Raw genomic sequence first — 19159 nt, 5'->3', positions numbered from 1 at the left:
AGTGATGGGCAGGCCTGGGAGTAGATGTACTTGGACGCGTATAACAAGAAAAATAATGCTTGCAGAAAGCGACTTTTCTCTAAATTCCATTTCTCGTTGAATGCAGCCGGGCTGGCTTTATGCAGTCTCTGGCTGCAATCAACGGTCACTTTGGCCACACAACTACCGCTGCCAGATCCTTCGGGAAATCTCAGCAGAGACATTGAGAAGCAGAAAGAGCGCCTGGTTGAGCCTGAACTGAGAAAAAAGACGCCAACTGTGAAGAAGGATCAGGAGCCGGAAGCGGTTCAGGAAAGCGGTGGTCCAATGCTTCTTTTGCAGGGCATTCGCTTCACAGAATCCAGACACCTGTCCCGAGAGGAATTGCAGTCGCTGGCGGAGCCCTGGCTGGGCAAAGAGGTCAATTATCAGGATCTGCAAACCCTGCTTGGAGCTGTCAATACACTCTACAAGAGCAAAGGCATTTACACAGCTGCTGCAGTGTTTCCGGAACAGAAAATAGAGAATGGGCTGGTCAGTATCAGACTGGTAGAAGGTCGCTTTGGTGAACTCGTTTTTGCTGGCGAAGTAGAAGAGGATGACAGAGAGTATTTTCAGAAGTGGATCAATACAGACTGGCAGAAAGACTCCATCGATGTCGAAGCGCTGGAGCGGGATATCCTGTTTTATAACCGGGTTCACGGCCAGAGATTGCAGTCAGAGCTTAAGGCCGGTCAGGCGTTTGGATTGACCGATGTCGTTGTTCAGATTCCTGAATCGGAAGAAGGAGCGTCGCTCTATTTTGATAACCACGGCACTGAAAACGCCGGAGAAGAGCAGTTGAGTCTGCTCTACCAGAAAACGTCGGTGTTCAGCCACGGCGACAAATTATTGGGCTATGGTCTGACGTCTGATGGACTCAAGTCATTCAGCGCCAGCTACAACCTGGTCTTGGGCGAAGAGGGCTGGAGACTGGGAGGCAGTTTCCAGTACACCGACAGCGAGCTCGAAATCACAACAGTTGATGTCGACGTTACAGGTGACACGACACGTTACACCCTGGATGCCAGTTACCTGTTCTGGTCCGACATTGATGGCTGGCTGAACCTGCTTTTTTCAGCCAGCAGTACCCGTTCGGAAAACGCTGTTGCGGATGAACCTTTGTCGAACTACCGTAATGATCAGCTGCAGTTCGGGCAGGAATTGAATCTGCTGGACGACAACTGGCAGGTTAATGGCCGACTGCTGTTCAGCAGACTGCGCAGCAAGTCCATTCTGAATGATGATGTGCGGTACCTGAGTTTGTTGAACCCGAGCCTGACACTGATCTACAACTTTGACTCGCCACTCTATGTGCTGTCTTCATGGGAGGCTCAGTGGGCCAGTGAAGCAACTCTGTCTTCGAGCCTTGGCTTTGCTCTCGGAGGGTTGTACAGCATTCGAGGCTATAACAACAGTGCTGTGACCGGCGACAAAGGCTGGCGTCAGCAGACAGAGCTGCACTACTCTGGCCTGTCCTATCGACAGAGCGCAATCGAACCTTTTGTCTTTCTTGATCATGGCGAGACAAGGATGCCCGGTTCCCACGAAAAACTCACCTCCGCTGGCCTGGGGACAAAAGTCTCTGCCGAATGGGGCGCTCTGGAAATCAGCGCCGCCCAGACGCTTGAGCCGGTGGGTGTCTCAGGGAATGACTTTCGGGTTTATGCGCGGTTTAGTCTGACCAGCTGGGATTGAGATGCTTTGATCATCAAACAGGTTGCCAGGACGCCTCCCTAAATAATAAGAGGGAGTCACAGTAAAAAAAGCAGTGATGGAAATGAGTATCTATACTTGAGCGTTGGGTTAATTCGGGAATCTGATAAAGCGAAGTACTTCTCTTTCTTCTGCTATCTGATTGACGACACGTTAGTGTCGAGTGAGCTGGTAAAAATCCGACTGGTGACGTTCGTTTGTTTTTCTACAGATGGATAAATGGTGACTGGAATTTTTTATGTGACCTTGGTCTGGTTAAAGCAGCTTCATGATATTCCCGGGTTATAACATCAGAAGAGGCTTTTTTAGTTATGAAAGTTTTAATGGCTATTCCTGTTGGTTTACTCCTTTCCGGTTTCCTGTCCACAGCATCGGCAGCAGAAGTGACATTCAGAGATGAAACGGTGGGGTTAGGCTATGGCTTTAGTGCAATAGCTGCAGGTTTTCAACATAATGCTTTTAGATATTTCAGGAAGGTGGGTGGCTTGAAGGCCACTTTGGACAGTTTTATTAAGTCTGGTGTTTATCTTCCCATCAGTACCAGTATCAGTCTCCAGAATGTGAACAATGACCTTCATCCCACTGATGCCAGGTATCCCAAGGGGACTGTGGCCTGGTCCCTTGATAGTCCCGATGTTTATAAGCCCACCTATACTTTCTCTGTTTTTGCAGGTGGCATATTTTATTATCCTGATGAGCAGCCGTATATGATTACACTGTCAGTGGATGGAAGGGATTACGGTCCAGTGAAAACAAACAGGGAGAGTAACTGGTCTCCCACTTGCTTTGAGAGAGTACCTTTCTCAGATAGCAGTGATGTGGTTATAACTCTGTCCCCGATAGCTCAAAACGAGCCTCAGAATAATGAACTTTGAGTCTCAAACATTCCGGACAGTTTTTCACTATCGGGTTCATTTCTTCAGGGTGTAGAGCCTGATTATCTTCACGGATGCATAACGAGCCAGAACCCTCGCAGCCTGTCGGACTTAAGCGTCCGTAGCGAGGATTGCAAGAAATTGAGGATAAAAATCTCTGTTTCTGAGGAGAATAGCGAGCTATTTGACGAAGAAACAGAGATTTTTAGACCAATTTATTGCAACCGCACGACTGCATGGATGCAGGAGCTAGAGCAACACAGGAGCAGTTGCCGAGTAGGACAGTCTTAAGTCCGACAGGCTGCTCGCCCATAACTAAGCGTGATGGGCGGGGAATGGCGCTTAACGCACTTCCGGAACAGCGCTGAGCAGCTTACGAGTGTAATCATGCTGAGGTCTGGTCATTACATCTTCGGTATGGCCCTGTTCGACGATTTTGCCTCCCTTCATCACCGCGACCCGGTGAGCGAGATGAGGAATGATTGAAAGATCGTGAGTTATAAACAGGTACGAGACTTGCAGCTCTCTTTGCAACTCCAGCAACAAATCCATGACTTCTGAGCGGATAGATACATCCAGTGCGCTGGTAGGTTCATCACAAATGATCAGGTCAGGTTCAACCGCAAGCGCCCGGGCGATGGCTATGCGCTGACGCTGACCACCAGAGAACTCGTGGGGATAGCGATAGCGGTGCTCAGGCTCCAGCTGGACCCTCTTTAAAAGCGATTCAACACGTTGCTCCCTTTCAGCTTTGCTCAGACCCATCTGCAGGCTAATCATACCTTCTTCGATAATGTCACCCACCGTCATACGTGGGTTCATGGAAGAATAAGGGCTTTGGAAGATGACCTGGATTTTTTTGCGAAGGGGCAACATTTCCCTGCGGGAAAGCGCGTGAATTTTCCGGTGGTTGTACCAGATCTCACCACCGGTCGCTTTTTCCAGGTTAAGAATGGCACGACCAGTGGTGGATTTGCCACAACCCGATTCGCCTACCAGGGCCAGCGTTTCACCTTTGGCGATGGAGAAGCTGATGCCATTAACCGCTTTGGTGTAATCGTGAACTCTCTGGAGGATTCCCTTACGAATGGGAAAGTGAACTTCCAGATTATCTACCTTCAACAAGGGAGTGGGATGGGTCTGAGGCCGGTAAGCGTCCATGTCAGGCAGGCTGTTAATCAGACGACGGCTGTATTCTTCACGAGGATTCTCAAAGAAATCATCACAGCTGCCTTCCTCAATGATCTCACCCTGATACATAACACCAACACGATCAGCGGTTTCACGAACTACGCCCATATCATGGGTAATCAACAATACCGCCAGGTCACGGCTAATGGTTAATGCTTTTACCAGCTCCAGAATCTGCTTCTGAATGGTGACATCCAGGGCGGTGGTGGGCTCATCCGCCAGCAGAATATCCGGCTCACAGGCCAGAGCCATAGCAATCATAACCCGCTGCTGCTGACCTCCGGACATCTGGTGGGGATACCAGTCTACACGTTTATCCGGGTCAGGAAGGCCGACTTCTTCAAACAGTTGGACAGTGCGTTTTCTGATCTCGTCACCGGTCAGATTGGTGTGTATTTTCAGGGTTTCTGCAATCTGGTCACCCACTTTTTGAACCGGATTCAAAGAGGTCAATGCATCCTGAAAGATCATGGCGATCTTTTTACCACGAACGGAGCCCATTTCCTGCTCGGTCAGGGCAAACAGGTTGGTATCATCTTGCCGGATTATTCCCTGAGTGATTTTCAGAGCATCGGGCAGCAGACGCATGATTGACAACGATGTTACCGACTTGCCACTGCCTGACTCGCCAACCAATGCAAAGACTTCACCCTTGTTCAGTTGGAAACTGACGCCTTTTAGAATCCGGGTATCGGGTTCATGTCTGAGGACAACATTAAGATTGGATACCTGCAGTGCCGGTTCTTTGCTCTCGGCCGTTTTGGCCATGTTCTCCCCTGAGGATTCTGTAATGCTCATATCAGGCAGCCTCCAAATGGGTTTTGGGGTTAAAGGCGTCACTGACGAGGTCCGAGAAAAGGTTGGCTGCCAGCACCAGAACAAACATCAGGGTAAAAGCGCCTGCAAGGTTCCACCAGACGGCGGGTACCCGACTGAGTTCTGCGCTGCCAGTGCTGATCATATTACCCCAGCTGTGCATTGAAGAGTCGACTCCCACACCGATGTAGGCAAGCACTGCCTCGGCCATTACCAGACCACTGAAGTCGAGAACAAATATGATCAGAATGATATGGGTAACATTGGGCAGAATGTGTTTGCTGATGATTCTGGCATGACTGACGCCGAAAGCATGGGCAGCCTGGACATAGTCAAGTTGACTGATTTTCAAGGTTTCCGCTCTGAGCAGACGACAGAGGGTGGCCCAGCTGGTGACTCCGAGAATAAAGCATAGGCCGATGAATTTGGCATCACCTTTTTCGAGTCCGGTACTAAAGTAATCAGGGTTCAGGTCAATCCATATCTGGAACAGCAGAGCGGAGGCTGCAATCAACAGAAGACCCGGAATAGAACTGAGAGTGGTATACAAATACTGAATAATGTCGTCTACCCAGCCTTTGAAATAACCAGCGGCTATTCCAAGGGAAATGGCAATAGGCATCATGATCAGAGTAGCCAGAGTGCCAATCAACATGGCGGTGCGAATACCTTTGAGGCATTTGTAGAGAACATCGTTACCTGCTTTATCTGTGCCCAGGATGTGATAAAGGCAGCCGATGTGAATCATCCAGGTGAGCAGGCAAATAATAATTGCCAGGGTTATATAGGCCGTTTTCCACGGGTAGATGCTGTTTTTACCTTTCATCCAATAGGCATGGGCAGCAATCAGAAGAGCGCTGAACAACAGGCCAGTGAGAAGCGCCTGAAATGATTGCAGGGCAATATCCACAAGCCTGTCATCAGAGGATTCCAGATGCTTACCTGCATGTTTCAAGCTGGCATAATCCCGGTAAGTATTGCCTTGTTCATCTTGCATATTTTCCTTGGAGTATGATTTCAGTGAGAAGGGGGCTGAATAGGTTTTTTCCTTGTCCTCCCCCATTTCGCCCAGCACCAGATCCAGAACACTGTTTATATGACTGGAGTAATAAACGTCACTTTTATGCTGACCTTCAAGAGGTTCGATCGCCTTGCGAAAATGCAGTGAATCCAGAACACCTATGACAATGTAGGTAAGAATAATCAGAAAGCAGGACATGCCCAGTCGGGAACGAAAAACTCTGCTCCAGCGTTCACGACTCTCGTTGTTGCGAATGATACTGACAATGAATGCGATCATGGCTGCCAGTAGGATAAACAGCAATGCATCACTCCATAAAATAACCGGTTTCATGGATGTTCTCCTAATTCAGCCTGACACGGGGATCGACCAGTGTGTATGAAATGTCAGTGGCAATCAGGCCTATGATGTAGAGTACTGAGCCAATAAACACCATTGTTCTGACAATGGCGAAGTCCTGGGATTTCAGGGCATCAATCATGTAACTGCCCAGGCCTGGGATGCCAAAGAAGGATTCCATCACCAGGCTGCCCATAAACAGCATTGGAATGACAATCACGATATTGGTCAGAATCGGGATCATGGTGTTGGGCAGAATGTGCCGGAACAGGACGCTGACTTCGCTTACCCCTTTTGCCCTGGCCGTGCGGGCGTAATCCTGATCCGCTTCCTCCAGGAACAGTGTCCGGTAGAGTCGGGCTCCGGCTCCGGTACCGGCAATGACACCAATAACAACCGGAAGAATCAGAAACCTGAAGGAACCCAGTCCGGGCTGGAAACCCGACACAGGCACCAGGTTCCACAAACGGGTGACCAGATACTGGCCACCAATGATGTAAAACAGGTAAGAGACAGACATCAAGCCAACAAAAGAGACCACAAACACTTTCTCAAGTCCGGTATTGCGGAACATAACCACTAAAAGGGCTATGCTGATATTGACCCAGAGTCCGATGAGCAGTGTTGGCAGGGCAAACATGACGCTGGGCCACACGCGCTGGGAAACATCGCTGGTAATATCCCGACCGCTCTCCGACCGTCCAAAGTCGAAGCTGAAGAGACTGATGGATTTGTTGAAAAAGATGGTTTCTGTCAGTGCTTTCAGACCTTCTTCTTCGTGATTGAAAAACAGTGGCTGGTGGTAGCCATTCGTCTCTTTCCAGAGTTCAATGGCTTCCTCGGTGACGTATTTATCCCCCAGCTGAGCTCGTGCCATATCGTCAGGGCTGTTCACCACAAAGAAGAGTAAAAAAGTAATCAGATTGACACCAATAAGAATAGGAATGGCGTAAATCAGTCGTCTGATAATATAAGCAAGCATGGTAGAACGTCCTTAAACCTGAAAATTATTCTTCAGCCTTTTATTAGCTGTCGGTATTTATGACCAGCTTCTGGCGTCGTCTATAGGCGCGAATAGCAGGGATAAACAAAGCGACAAAAACACCCATGCCTGCCACCAGAGGGACAAGATTGGGTTGGTTCCATTCAGCCTGTTTTTGTTTTCTCACTTCTGAATCGATCTTCAGGTATTTAAGGGTAGCCTTGGAGATGCCATGACGTTTGGTATTAGAAACCCACTGGTTATTCAGGTAATACTCTTTCGGGTATTCGCCAGTAAACCAGGGAGCATCAGCGCGAACCTGATCCAACATTTCGGCGATTAACCGATTTCGCTCAGGACCGGGCTGCATGGTCTTCATCTGCTTGTAAAGCCTGTTATAGCGAGGATTGTTATAGTTGGCATTGTTGTTGCCGTCACATTGACAGGCGACAGGGCTTTGAGGGCCATAGAGCAAGAACAGAAAATTCTCGGGATCAGGGTAATCGGCCAACCAGCCATAGGAGAACATTTGGTGGTTCCCTGTGCTCATTTTCTCTTTATAGCGATTCCAGTCTGTCGCTCTGAGTTCTAACTCTATGCCGAGTTTTTTGAGCTGGCGTTTTTGCCAGTCTTCACGGCTTTTGCTGGTGGCTTGGGCCTGGACATCCAGATAGAGCTTCAAAGGCTCACCTGTTTCAGCATCACGACCATTGGGGTAGCCCGCTTCAGCCAAAAGCTGTTTGGCGTATTCAAGGTCTTTGCGAACGGCCTTGCCATTTTTCCAGTCGTGGGTGAAGGGATTGATGCCTGCCTCTGCTTTCAGAGAACCTTCAATACCGGGAGGAATGGGCCCCATGAAAGGAATGGCGGAGCCGTTTCGGAATATTTCTATATATTCTTCAGAATTCCAGGCAATGGAGATGGCCTGACGCAGCTTTTGCTTTTTCGGGGAGTAACCACCCACCACATTGTCCAGCATATTGAAGCCCATGTAGTAGACCGCAGGCTTAACATCCTGGGACAGAGTGATCTGTCTGTCTTGCATTTCGTCGGTAAGCTCTACACCCTCGGGGCCGATGGTCAAGGCCTGGTCAAAGTTTTGGGTGACGTTGCCGTGGTTTTCTCCTGAGCGATCGTAATATCCCTGCAGGAATTTGGTCCACATAGGCAAAACTTCTTTGTCCAGGCTGAAAATGGCTTTATCTATGAAAGGTACCTTTGCTCCGGCATCAGCAAGCAACCCTGCCTCTTTATCACCGGGGGCTCCTTCAGTGGGATAAAAATCATCCCTGAAGTTAGGATTTCGTTCCAGAATGATTTCCCTGTTAGGGTCATTTCTGGTCATCATGTAGGCACCTGTGCCGACTGGATACCAGTCCAGAGTCAGGTTGTTGTCTTTGAACCCGGGGTTGTTATAGAAGCGATCCGCCTCCCAGGGGACAGGTGCAAAAAAGTGCATGGCCAGCCAGTAAGAAAACTGGGGGTAGATGCCTTTTATAGTAATAGAGAAAGTCCGCTCATCAACTCTTTCCAGTCCCCTCATTTTGAATTCACGAAGATCCAGCCACCCGTCTCTTTCAACAGTTTTTAATTCCTCGGTCACTTCACTCATGCCGTCTATATACTGAGCAAGGAAGCCAATTAAGGGTGCTTTATTGTGAGGGTCGGCAATCCTTTTGATCTGATAGAGAAAGTCGTCTGCGTCCAGCCCCCGAGTTGCTGTTTGACCAAAGTCGGAAAGAGCTTTGTAGTTTACGGTTTCACTTTCATCGTTAAAGAGATAGACGTAATCGCCTTTACCGTTTTTGGCGAACGCCGGGTGAGGCTGATAAACAATACCTTCCCTGAGGGTGATGGTGTATCGACTGAAGGCAATGTCAGGGCTATCAAAGGTGGTCTCCTCGTGGTTGGCGTTAAGAAAACGAACCTCTGGCATGGATTCAGCCACCAGAGGTTGCAGTTCATAAGGCCTTTTCAGAAAGTGATAACCAAGAGGAGGCTCGTAGATCTGGTCGATCAGCATACTTTCATCAGTGCTGTACGAAATAGCCGGATCAAAGTGCTGGGGTGGGAGTTGAAAATTGGTGTAGTAGACAGTCTGGTTTTGATGACCAGAACTTTCCTGATGAGGATTATTCCAGGGACCTGAACAGCCCGTCAGCTGAGTGGTAGCTATGAGTGTGGCAGCCAGATATCTGGTTGCTTTCTGGTTCATAATAACTTCATCCCCGTTTTCTAATAATTGTTCGTCGATGTCAGAGTTACTGAGTCATTTTCAAATCAAGGCAGAGACTGCCCTCTGGAGGCGATATAAAGCTTGTACCAGTCTTCCCTGCTTAGATGAACTTCCATCGCCTGAGAGCATGCACGAATACGATCTTTATCCGTTGTGCCAATCACAGGCTGGATGCTGGCCGGGTGCCTCATCAGCCAGGCCAGAGCAATGGCTTCTCCGGAAGTCTGATAGTCTTCAGCCATCTCGGCAACCTGTTTTGCAGTGGCCTGAACGGCCGCTGGTTCCTTACTGGTATCTTTTCCGATGAACAGTCCCTGATCCAGACAGCCCCAAGCCTGAAGCTGAACGTTATTTTTACGACAGTAATCAATCATTCCCGGCGTAAAGCCAGTGTCGGCACTCTCACTCATGGCGACCAGTATCCCGTCTTCCACAAAGTCACAACGGGCAAGACTCATGGGCAACTGGTTGACGATCAAAGGTTGTTCGATGCAGGAGTGAAGGTAGGCGATTTGATGCTGGTTCATATTGGAAACACCAAAGTGTCGTACTTTTCCGCTGTCGTATAAGCGAGTAAACGCTTCGGCGATTAAATCGGGTTCCATCAGCGGGTCAGGGCGATGCAGTAAAAGAATATCCAGATACTCTGTACCCAGCCTTTCGAGAATGCCATTGACACTGAACTCTATCCATTGGGGAGAAAGGTCGTATCGACCGGGGTTGTCGTCGTCGGCAAAGCGAATGCCACATTTGGACTGGATGATCAGGTCCTGGCGAAGTTTTGGCTCCGCTTTAATAACGTTGCTGAATGCCTGTTCTGCTTTGCCCATGGTATAGATATCAGCATGGTCAAAGAAGTTAATGCCACACTCCAGTGCTGTATTCACGGCATTATGGGCCAGAGTGTGGTCGTGATCGGAAATAGGATTATTGTTCCACTCACCTCCCAGGCCCATACAACCATAAATCAGTCGGCTGGCTTTAGGAATGTGAATCTGAAGCGGGAAACGATTCATACTCAGCTCCCTTCTTAAGGACTATTCGGACAGCTCAAGGCTGTTCGGAAAAACTCATGGCTGTGTTGGCATTACTATGGCTGTTTGTTGGGTATTCAGTCAGTATTCAGAGCACTACTTCTTTTGTCTGGCTTCAAAAGCGGCCAGCTGTTCCTCCGATGCGGGCTGCTGATGCTTTTCTTTCCATTGGGAATAGGGCATGCCATAGATACGTTCTCTGGCTTCATTGTCGGACACTTCAACACCCAGATCGTCAGCAGCCGTTTTGTACCACTTGCCCAAGCAGTTCCGACAAAAGTTCGCCAGAATCATCAGGTCAATATTCTGCACCTCTTTATTATCGTCGAGGTGCTTCAGCAGGTGGCGAAAAGTAGCTGCGTCGAGTTTGTCCTGAGTTTCCTGATCAATCTGTGTATTCATCACATCTTCCTTATAAGGTTGTCAGGCAGTGTAAGAAATTGTGGGTCAATAAAAAAGCCCCAGAATCTTCGGGGCTTTCTTCCCGATTATTGCTACCAGCTCCGGCACCATTGCAGCATTTCTAAGCTGCAAGATTGGCTTGGAATCAATCCCTGAATTAAACCACCAGAGGTAGCACACTTTTCGTGACTTCACGAAAAGGGTCAGGGCTTTTGACAGGCTTGATGCATATAACTATATTTGTAGCAATTTGATACAAAAAGTAGGATTTGAAACGTGCCAAGCACACCCTTACGACTGGATGAAGAGCTGGTGACCGCTGCAACCCTTGTTGGCAAGGTCAAAAAACGCTCGGCGGCAAAACAGGTGGAATATTGGGCCTGCCTCGGCAAGATTGCCAAGGAAAACCCTGATCTGCCCATTAATTTCATTGAAGATATTCTGGAAGCCGAAGAAGAGCGCAAACAGGGACTGGTCTCGGAGTACCGTTTTGGCTAAGGCAGAAACGATACTCCAGACAGCCCGGTTTGCAAGAGCCGTGAAAAAACTCAAGCCCAACCAGAAAGCGGATCTTGATACAGCTATCAGAGCCGTAGCCAATAATCCCGATATTGGCGATAAGAAGAAAGGCGTCCTGAGCCACCTCCAGGTTTATAAATTCAAAATGGCAAAACAATTGACCCTGCTGGCTTATTATTTTGACGACGGCAAGCTGGTACTGGAGCTGATCTCCTTTGGCTCCCATGAAAATTTCTACCGGAACCTTGAGCGGCATGAGCGCCAGTGATGCGGTTAAAAAAAATATTGGCTATATATTAGCAAATATTGGCAAGGCCACTTTTTGCCATCCCCATCAACCGAGCAAGGGTCAATAAAAAAGCCCCGAAGAATTCGGGGCTTTTTTTTAGGGGTTATCTGGACTTTTTATTAGCTGAAGGCTTTTTCCGGGCTACCGGCTTTTTGCGGGGTGCTCGGTTATCCCACTGACCACCACGGGCCTTCTGGAATTTTCCCGCAGGCTTTTTGTTGTGTGGTCGGCGGTTGTCTTTGCTCTGTTCTTCCGCAGGTACCAGTTGATTGGGGCCATCGCCAATCAGTTCGGAGCGGTTCATCTTTCTCAGGGCGTTACGGAGGACATCCCAGTTTCTGGAGTCGTGATAACGCAGGAAGGCTTTTTGCAGACGACGTTGTTCCAGCTCTTTGGGAATATAAAGTCTGTCACCCTTGTAATTAAGCTTCTTGAGCGGGTTACGACCGGAATAGTACATAGCCGTTGCCAGAGACATAGGCGACGGATAAAAGGTTTGTACCTGGTCGACACGGAATTTGTGACGTTTCAGCCAAAGCGACAGGTTCATCATATCTTCGTCTTCACAACCCGGGTGGGCGGCAATGAAGTAAGGAATAAGATACTGCTTTTTTCCGGCTTCTTTGGAGAATTTGTCGAACATTTTCTTGAAAGCGTCGTAGGTGCCCATGCCGGGTTTCATCATCAGGTCCAGAGTACCTTTCTCGGTATGCTCCGGCGCAATCTTCAGATACCCACCGACGTGGTGCGTGACCAGCTCACGGACGTATTCCGGATCTTCTACTGCCAGGTCATAACGAAGACCCGAAGCAATGGCGATTTTCTTGATGCCGGGAATGGCACGGGCTTTTCTGTACAGCTCTGTCGTTTGCTTGTGTGAGGTTTCCAGATTTTTGCAGATACCCGGGAACACACAGGAAAGACGGCGGCAACTGGCCTGAATCTCTGCACTCTTGCAGTTCAGGTGATACATGTTGGCGGTTGGGCCACCGAGGTCAGAAATCTGACCGGTAAAGCCAGGCACCTTGTCCCTGATCTCTTCCAGTTCCTGCAGGACGGATTCCTGGGAACGACTCTGGATGACCCGACCTTCGTGCTCGGTGATGGAGCAGAAGGTACAGCCACCAAAGCAGCCCCGCATGATATTCACGGACGTTTTGATCATGTCGTAGGCCGGAATTTTTACATCACCATAGGATGGGTGTGGCCTGCGCTGATAAGGCAGGGCAAAGACACCATCAATCTCCGGCGTTTCCAGAGGAATGGGAGGCGGGTTTACCCAGATTTCCCGGTTGCCATGTCTCTGCACCAGCACCCGGGCATTATGGGGGTTGGATTCCTGGTGCAGCACTCGGGAGGCATGGGCGTATAGCGCGGGATCTTTACGCACTTTTTCAAACGACGGCAGACGAATACAGCTTTTGCTGGTATCAAAGTCAGTCTTGCGGTGCAGCGGAAGTGGAACAATGCGGACAGGCTGAATATCCGGCTCCTGTCTTTTTTTGGATTCGCACTCTTCTTCTTGCACATATTCGTATGGGTTGGTGCCATAGGCTTCTTCCAGAGATCCCGGATCTCTTGGCCAGTCGATACGGGTAGAGTCTATTTCGGTCCAGCCTTCTGGTGTGCCAGGCTTAACGACAACCGTACCGCGAATATCATCCATATTTTTGATATTAACGCCCGCAGCCAGTTTGTCCGCCACCTCGGCCATGGCTCGCTCAGCGTTGCCATAGAGGAGGATATCTGCAGTGGAATCCATCAGAACAGAACGGCGCACTTCATTACTCCAGTAATCATACTGGGCAATCCTGCGAAGGCTGGCTTCAATACCGCCAATAACGACGGGCACATCGTTATAGGCTTCTTTACAACGCTGACTGTAAACAATCACCGAGCGATCAGGCCGTTTGCCCGGCTCTGCATCCGGTGTATAAGCATCGTCATTTCGAACTTTCAGGTCGGCGGTGTAGCGGTTGATCATAGAGTCCATGTTGCCACCGGTGACACCGTAAAACAGGTTGGGCTTACCCAGACGCATAAAGTCTGCTGTGTTGCTCCAATCTGGCTGGGCAATAATGCCCACCCTGAAGCCCTGGGATTCCAGGAAACGGCCAATGACTGCCATACCGAAGCTGGGGTGATCTACGTAAGCATCGCCTGTGACAATGATAATGTCGCAGGAATCCCAGCCTAACTCATCCATCTCTGCTCGGGTCATGGGGAGGTAAGGCGCTGTGCCATAGCATTCAGCCCAATACTTTGGGTAGGAAAACAGTTCCTTGGCAGGCAACGGTTGCTGCAGGGAGGAGTGACTCATGAATGTTCTGGTTTTATCTGCTCTTTCTGAAGGGGCACTATTTTTTCAAAAAATGCGTCGCTTTGATAGCACGAATTGCAGCCAGGGGATGAGATGAAACCGAAGTGATGTGGTGATAAACCATCCCTGCCTCGGTATGAACATCATTGATTCATGGCAAAGGCAGGGTGGTCAGGTACTTACACAGAGGTGAAGCGCTTGATCAGGCTCAGTTCACCGTCTGCATCCTTCATGGAAGAGAGCACCTCGTCAGGAACACCGGATATGTCATCGACAAACCTCTTAATATCCTTTGCCTCTGTAAGCTCTTTATCACCGGTTGACGCACTCATGCTGTCTCCGATACTGCTATCCAGTCCCTGAGAGCCCAGAATCTCTTCTGCCAGAGCAGGGTCTCCGCCTTGCAGTGCGTTGATAGCTGCCTCAAGCTTTTTCTTGGCTTCTTCCGATTCTGCCTGTTGCTGGAGAGTCTGGAGCAGAGCCTTTCTTCTCTCAAAGTGATCAAGACCTTCGCTGGCAATCTGAAGGCCTTCAGTGGCATCGCTCACTGGAGAGCCGGATTCATCAGAGACTTCTTTGCGTTTTTGGGTATCATCGGTTTTTGATGGGTGATTATCGGTTTGTTCAGAGGTGCCGATTTCCACCATGGAAGCTGGCATAAAGGGGCTTGCATGTTTGATAAAGCTTGCATTGGCCTCCCCGGTCTGCTGCAGCATAAAGTCGATTTCATTTTTAGAAAAGATACTTAGATGAGAGTTGTCTTTGCCGGGGTTGACCTCCCGGTCAATCATCAGTGCGGATTCCCACAGCATGACAGGCGGGAACAGGAAAGACAGGGCTTTCAGGAAAATATTTTCAGGCTTGGCTGTAGCCTCGGCACTGGCGCTGTTAACCTCTTCAATGTGTTCCCGGATACGCTCGATATTACTATCATGCCGCTGCTGAGCATCAAGGGAAGCCATCTCAATCTTGTTTTCAGCGTATTTAACCGAGCTGTCTTCCAGGCTGGCATTGATCTGAGCCAGTATTTCTTCGAGCTTGTCGGCGGTCAGTGTGCCCTCAATATGCTCCATTTGAAGTTGATCTACGGAATGACCAATGTGCTGCATGACCCGAGGAGAGGCTTCCACCACCCGTGACAGTTTGGCTTCGGTATCCAGAACAGTCTCACCTACCGCCATAGTCACTAACTCTGGTCGGCTAATGGTAATTGAGTTCGGGCTTTCACCAAACATGCCGCCAATCTCGCCTCGCAGTTTGGCTGTGGTTTGTTGGGTTAAATGCTTTTCAAGGTCATCCAGTTGGCCCGCATTCATTGAGTCGGGTTCTGGAATGGAAGGAGCCTCTGAACCACCGGGAGGCAGAACAACCTGATCTTCCCCGGTTCTGACTGATACCGAGTTCTTGTTTTCATAGCCCTGTGAGACAGGGTTAGTCTTCTCAATCTCTTTTAGAGCTTCTGCCTGCGTTGGGACTAAAATACCATCATTGCGATTAACTGAATCGACCATCAGGACAGCCCTCCCTTATCGTCCTCAAAGGTCTGGAGCAGATTCTCAACTCTTTTCAGCTCCAGATGATTAAACTGATGTTTTCTGGCATCTTTCAAGGCGCTTTTATAAATCACTTCAGCAATGCCTCTTTCCTTCAGAGCCAGGTAGCAATCAGCCATATAGACTTTGGCCAGTGGATTACTGATATCCATTCGCGCGGCGTATTCGAGGGTTTTAATGGCCTGACCGTAAGTTTTCAGCATCATCTGACAGGAACCCAGGCAAAGAAAGTTGCGGGCATTCCAGTGGTCATAAAAGCAGAGATATTGGAAGATTTTGGCAGCCTCTTCAAAATGACCATTCTGGTACTGGTTGTAGCCATGGGAATAAATGGACTCAAGGGCCTTCTCACTCATCTGGTTGGCTTCTGCCAGTGTTCCTCCAGTGAGCAGGTATTCGGTGATAGTGGCCAGTTCCTGACTGTGAGGGGCCTGAAAGATCTGTTTCGACATCGACGGCATCCTTGCTGGTATTTCAAATGACTGTTTCTAAAGGTATAGCATCTGCTTTCAGGAGACTCCTGCCTGTGAAGACGAAAGTTATAAAAAGGCCTAATGAGTGGTTCACGATCCTTTCTTGGACTTATCGTCTGCCTTTTTGGGTTTGGCTTCCTTGGTAAACAACTGGTAATCTTCCTCAAAACCGGATTGAAAGTAATGCTCCATAGAAGCAAACCATTGGTGTTCTTCTCCGGAATAAGTGGGGTATTCCAGATGCAGGTGGGGTTCCGGGTTTGTCCAGAGGTCGAGTTGCTGGGGCCTAACCAGACCTGGCCGAAAGTAGAGCCTGTTGCTCAATGGCAGGTTAGCCTGAACAGGAATGTTCAGAGCATCTGACAGAAAGGTAAAGTCAACGCCAAAGTACCCGGAGTCTTTCAGAAAAGTACCCTGCTTCACTCTTGCCAGCATTGCTTTTACATTCAGCTTCTCAGGCACAGCTTTGCCATCAGGTGTTTTTCCGGTCTCATTGAGCACTTCAAGATAGTCACAGAGCCTTGTCTGGAGTTTCAGGCCCAGTTCACCGGGATCGGCATTTTCCTCTTTAACAGCGGTGGCTTGAGGTTCTGTTGGAGCTTTTTCTCTTTGCCCCTGCCGCTTTCCTTTTTTGCCTTTTCTGGATTTTGCAGCGGTCAGATTTTTTTCCTGAACGCTTTCTGAATCGTAGAGTTTCATGGGTGCAATGAGCTTGTGCTCTATGATCGAAAAGCCCAGGGCGACCATCATGTTCTCGGGAATAGGCAGCTTCAGGGGTAGCAAAACCCCATGAGCTTCTTCAATATCAGCAACTGATGGGGTTTCTATCTCCCCTTCGTCGGAGTCCTTTGAAAACTCAGCAGTAGCTACCGGAGGGGTTGCCATGGATGAGGTTGCCGGTTCGGGCAGAGAGCCCTGTGCAGAATCATTACTAATTTCAGGCGCAGGGCCCGGATCATCAGGGTTCGGGGTCTGCTGTTTGTCTTCAATGGAACCAGGGCTGGTTTTTTCATCCGGCGTCGGGGTATTTTTTTTCGCGATTGAAAGCGTCTGTCGGACTTGAGCCGCCTGTTCACATGTAAGGGTTTTTTCCAACATTCCCATACTGGTATCGAGCTTTTTGCCGAGTTCTTCCAGATCCTTGATGTGATCGCTTAGCTCGCGATGTCGTTCTGAGTCACTTCTTAACTCGCTGCGCCGCTGTGAGCCAACTTTTTTAGATAGCTTGTAATGCTGAATCATTTGACCCCGACGGGCATAAATATCTGGAATGTCCTTGCAGCATTGAATAACGGCTTTTCCCTGTGCAACCAGGTACTCCATGTCATTGTGAAGGTCCACTAGTGCATCAACAAACTCTGGCTGATCCTCATTAAGGCTAAAGAAAATCTCCTGCGCTTCTTTGACGGCCTTGTTCATGATCAGGGTGTTGATACTGATTTTCTGCATATTAAGCTTGAACTGCCTCAGTGCTTTCCTGAATTTGATGTCTTTCTCCAGCTCAGGCGGACCCTGATTTTCCAGAGCTTCACTGAAGGCATAAACGGGCTCAATCATTTTGTGAACAGACTCCAGTTGACGCCGAAGCCTGGAGGTCACCATGTCTGCATAACTGTAGTGAGCCTGAGCCTTGTCAAAGCCGCTGACCCGGGGATGTTGAATCACTTTTTTGAAGATATTGTTCAGAACGCCAATAGGCTCTTTTCGGGCAAACGCCTCGGTAGCCTTGCTCAGAGTACTTTCCAGGTCATAGGGCTTTGGCTCAGGGGGCTCCGGTTTCTTCTCTGCGGCTGCGGCCTGTGTGGCCTGCTTTTTTTGCCATTCGGCCTCCTGTCTCTGTTCTTCTTTTTCCCGACGTTTTTTTGCTCTGGCCACCAGTTTTTCTTTGATCTGCTTTTGTTCCTCTTCTTCTTCTCTAATCAGGTCGGAAGCTATCTGAACGACCCCTGCTTCGCGCTCACGAAGATCCTTTATTACTAATTGGTAGTCGTTGTTGATCCGCTCAAAAAGGTACACCAGCGCAGCCCATAGGTCGTCAGTTAGCATTTTTTTCTTGTTAATGGTTCTGATCAGGGTTACTAACTCAGTTAACGGAGCTACAGTCCCTTCCAGCCGTGCTTTAAAATGGGCCAGTGGTTCAGGGCGGTCATAAAGATAGGCTAGCGATGTAATTAGGGAATGGCAGAGTGAGAAAACATCCTGTGGGGCAAAGTCAGGATTATTTGCTTCCATCTGTTTCCGGAAGAACTGTAAGAAGCGCTCAGCTTGTTTGGGGTTGTCTGCCAGAATGGCGGCATTGATCAGATGCTTGACTCTCCAGCTACACAGCTTCACTACTTGTGGCTGCTCCGGGTCGAAGTCAGTCAGCCACTGGATGAAGCAGCAGGAATGGGTCGCCAGCATTTGACGAAGTTTATCCTTACCGTCAGTGGGCATGTAGTCATCCATGGCCAGATCAGCCAGCATGGCTGCCCCGAAGGCCGCTCTATCGTGGGCATTAAGGCTTTCTTCAAGTTTTGAATATTGTTCAAGCCCCAGCTGACATTGAATGACTTCCTGGTACATTTTCATGCATTCAATGGACTGGGGCAAAAAGTCTTCTATCCTTTGGCGGAAGGTTTCGCTCCCTCGTATGGCATCAAGTTTAGGAATCACTTTGAGAGCTGTGCTAAAGCGTATTCCACAAAGACTGGCATAAAGGAGTATCCGTTTTTTCTCTTGCCAGTACTCCTTGTAGCGTTTGTCAGAATTTCCCAGAATGACGAGGTCTTTCAGGAGATTCTGTTCCTCTTCGCTGACCCGTCGCGATCTGGCAGCTCTTCTGGCGGTGCTTTCCAGTTTTCCATACGCTCTGTAATCCGACTGGAGCACTTGGTACATCCGGTTCACATTAGAAAAATGCGCATCCAGTAATCGTTTCATCTCTACGAACAGGACCTGAGTGGACTCTTTGTAGCCATCGTAAAGTTCACATTTAAGTTCGGGTACCCCTTCATTTAAGCCATTCTCTATTAGAAACGCTGCAATGGCTTTCCGGGACTTTTCGACCTTGTAGCCCATTTCGGCCATTTCATCCGGAGTGTATTTCTTTCTGCTGACACTTCGTTGCGACAACTGCTCGTCCTTGCCAGCTGCGACAGCTGCTCTGGCTACCAGATTTTCGCCGCTGGTGGGAGTGATAGCACGATGATGATGTTCACCTGTGACTTCGCTTTCCTGTTCAGAGCCCATTAAAGATTGAGGAGGGGGAATATTCCCTGTTTGGGGAGAGGGCTCACCCCGGCTTGTTCCGTCCACCGTAACCTGCCATTTTGTTAGTTAGTTTTTTTCAGTCTGAAAAGTCTAGCAGATTTGTCAGAATAGGCAGGAAGCTGA

At 49.0% G+C, this 19159-nt stretch carries 14 protein-coding genes; 4 read left to right on the top strand and 10 right to left on the bottom strand.

Annotated elements, in window-relative coordinates; translation table 11 throughout:
* The first annotated feature begins 30 nt into the window (after window positions 1–30).
* The gene (locus tag ACOMG9_RS21220) at window positions 31–1716 is read left to right on the top strand and encodes a ShlB/FhaC/HecB family hemolysin secretion/activation protein (protein WP_494529369.1); all 1686 of its coding nucleotides are present in this window, start codon (window positions 31–33) and stop codon (window positions 1714–1716) included.
* Between the two features lie 329 nt (window positions 1717–2045).
* A complete protein-coding gene (locus ACOMG9_RS21215; protein WP_448218367.1) occupies window positions 2046–2609 on the top strand; it encodes a hypothetical protein in 564 nt (187 codons plus the stop codon).
* A gap of 342 nt (window positions 2610–2951) precedes the next feature.
* On the opposite strand, the gene ACOMG9_RS21210 is transcribed toward ACOMG9_RS21215, so the two are convergent.
* The 6 genes from ACOMG9_RS21210 to ACOMG9_RS21185 all read right to left on the bottom strand — a co-directional run bounded on the left by ACOMG9_RS21210 (window position 2952) and on the right by ACOMG9_RS21185 (window position 10630).
* Entirely contained in the window at window positions 2952–4598 is a 1647-nt protein-coding gene (locus ACOMG9_RS21210) for an ABC transporter ATP-binding protein (protein ID WP_422135452.1), read from the bottom strand.
* A 1-nt stretch (window position 4599) separates the two neighbouring features.
* Entirely contained in the window at window positions 4600–5970 is a 1371-nt protein-coding gene (locus ACOMG9_RS21205) for an ABC transporter permease (protein WP_448218366.1), read from the bottom strand.
* A 10-nt stretch (window positions 5971–5980) separates the two neighbouring features.
* Entirely contained in the window at window positions 5981–6958 is a 978-nt protein-coding gene (locus tag ACOMG9_RS21200; RefSeq protein ID WP_448218365.1) for an ABC transporter permease, read from the bottom strand.
* Window positions 6959–7001: 43 nt separating this feature from the next.
* Window positions 7002–9173: an ABC transporter substrate-binding protein gene (locus ACOMG9_RS21195; protein ID WP_494529368.1), complete on the bottom strand. Its 2172-nt coding sequence runs from the start codon at window positions 9171–9173 to the stop codon at window positions 7002–7004.
* A 65-nt stretch (window positions 9174–9238) separates the two neighbouring features.
* Complete coding sequence (locus ACOMG9_RS21190; protein WP_448218363.1) at window positions 9239–10210, bottom strand: aldo/keto reductase; 972 nt, start codon at window positions 10208–10210, stop codon at window positions 9239–9241.
* Between the two features lie 114 nt (window positions 10211–10324).
* Window positions 10325–10630 (bottom strand): DUF1244 domain-containing protein, encoded by a 306-nt coding sequence (locus ACOMG9_RS21185; RefSeq protein ID WP_448218362.1) that lies wholly within the window; start codon window positions 10628–10630, stop codon window positions 10325–10327.
* Between the two features lie 276 nt (window positions 10631–10906).
* On the opposite strand from ACOMG9_RS21185, the gene ACOMG9_RS21180 reads away from it, so the two are divergent.
* Both ACOMG9_RS21180 and ACOMG9_RS21175 read left to right on the top strand, forming a co-directional pair.
* On the top strand, window positions 10907–11128 hold the full coding sequence (locus ACOMG9_RS21180) for a TA system antitoxin ParD family protein (protein WP_448218361.1): 222 nt from the start codon (window positions 10907–10909) through the stop codon (window positions 11126–11128).
* Window positions 11121–11417: a type II toxin-antitoxin system RelE/ParE family toxin gene (locus ACOMG9_RS21175; RefSeq protein WP_448218360.1), complete on the top strand. Its 297-nt coding sequence runs from the start codon at window positions 11121–11123 to the stop codon at window positions 11415–11417. The genes ACOMG9_RS21180 and ACOMG9_RS21175 overlap by 8 nt, the downstream gene beginning before the upstream one ends.
* A 124-nt stretch (window positions 11418–11541) precedes the next feature.
* On the opposite strand, the gene ACOMG9_RS21170 is transcribed toward ACOMG9_RS21175, so the two are convergent.
* The 4 genes from ACOMG9_RS21170 to ACOMG9_RS21155 all read right to left on the bottom strand — a co-directional run bounded on the left by ACOMG9_RS21170 (window position 11542) and on the right by ACOMG9_RS21155 (window position 19081).
* Window positions 11542–13758: a YgiQ family radical SAM protein gene (locus ACOMG9_RS21170; RefSeq protein ID WP_448218359.1), complete on the bottom strand. Its 2217-nt coding sequence runs from the start codon at window positions 13756–13758 to the stop codon at window positions 11542–11544.
* Between the two features lie 179 nt (window positions 13759–13937).
* Window positions 13938–15269, bottom strand: a complete 1332-nt coding sequence (locus ACOMG9_RS21165) for a hypothetical protein (RefSeq protein WP_448218358.1) — start codon at window positions 15267–15269, stop codon at window positions 13938–13940.
* Window positions 15269–15763, bottom strand: coding sequence for a SycD/LcrH family type III secretion system chaperone (locus tag ACOMG9_RS21160; RefSeq protein ID WP_448218357.1), 495 nt, complete (start codon window positions 15761–15763; stop codon window positions 15269–15271). The genes ACOMG9_RS21165 and ACOMG9_RS21160 overlap by 1 nt, the downstream gene beginning before the upstream one ends.
* A 111-nt stretch (window positions 15764–15874) precedes the next feature.
* Complete coding sequence (locus ACOMG9_RS21155) at window positions 15875–19081, bottom strand: hypothetical protein (RefSeq protein WP_448218356.1); 3207 nt, start codon at window positions 19079–19081, stop codon at window positions 15875–15877.
* Window positions 19082–19159 lie beyond the last annotated feature (78 nt).

The organism is Endozoicomonas sp. PH6C, from assembly GCF_059322965.1.
Note: the sequence above shows the minus strand (reverse complement) of the source record. Positions and strands in the feature narration are given on the sequence as shown.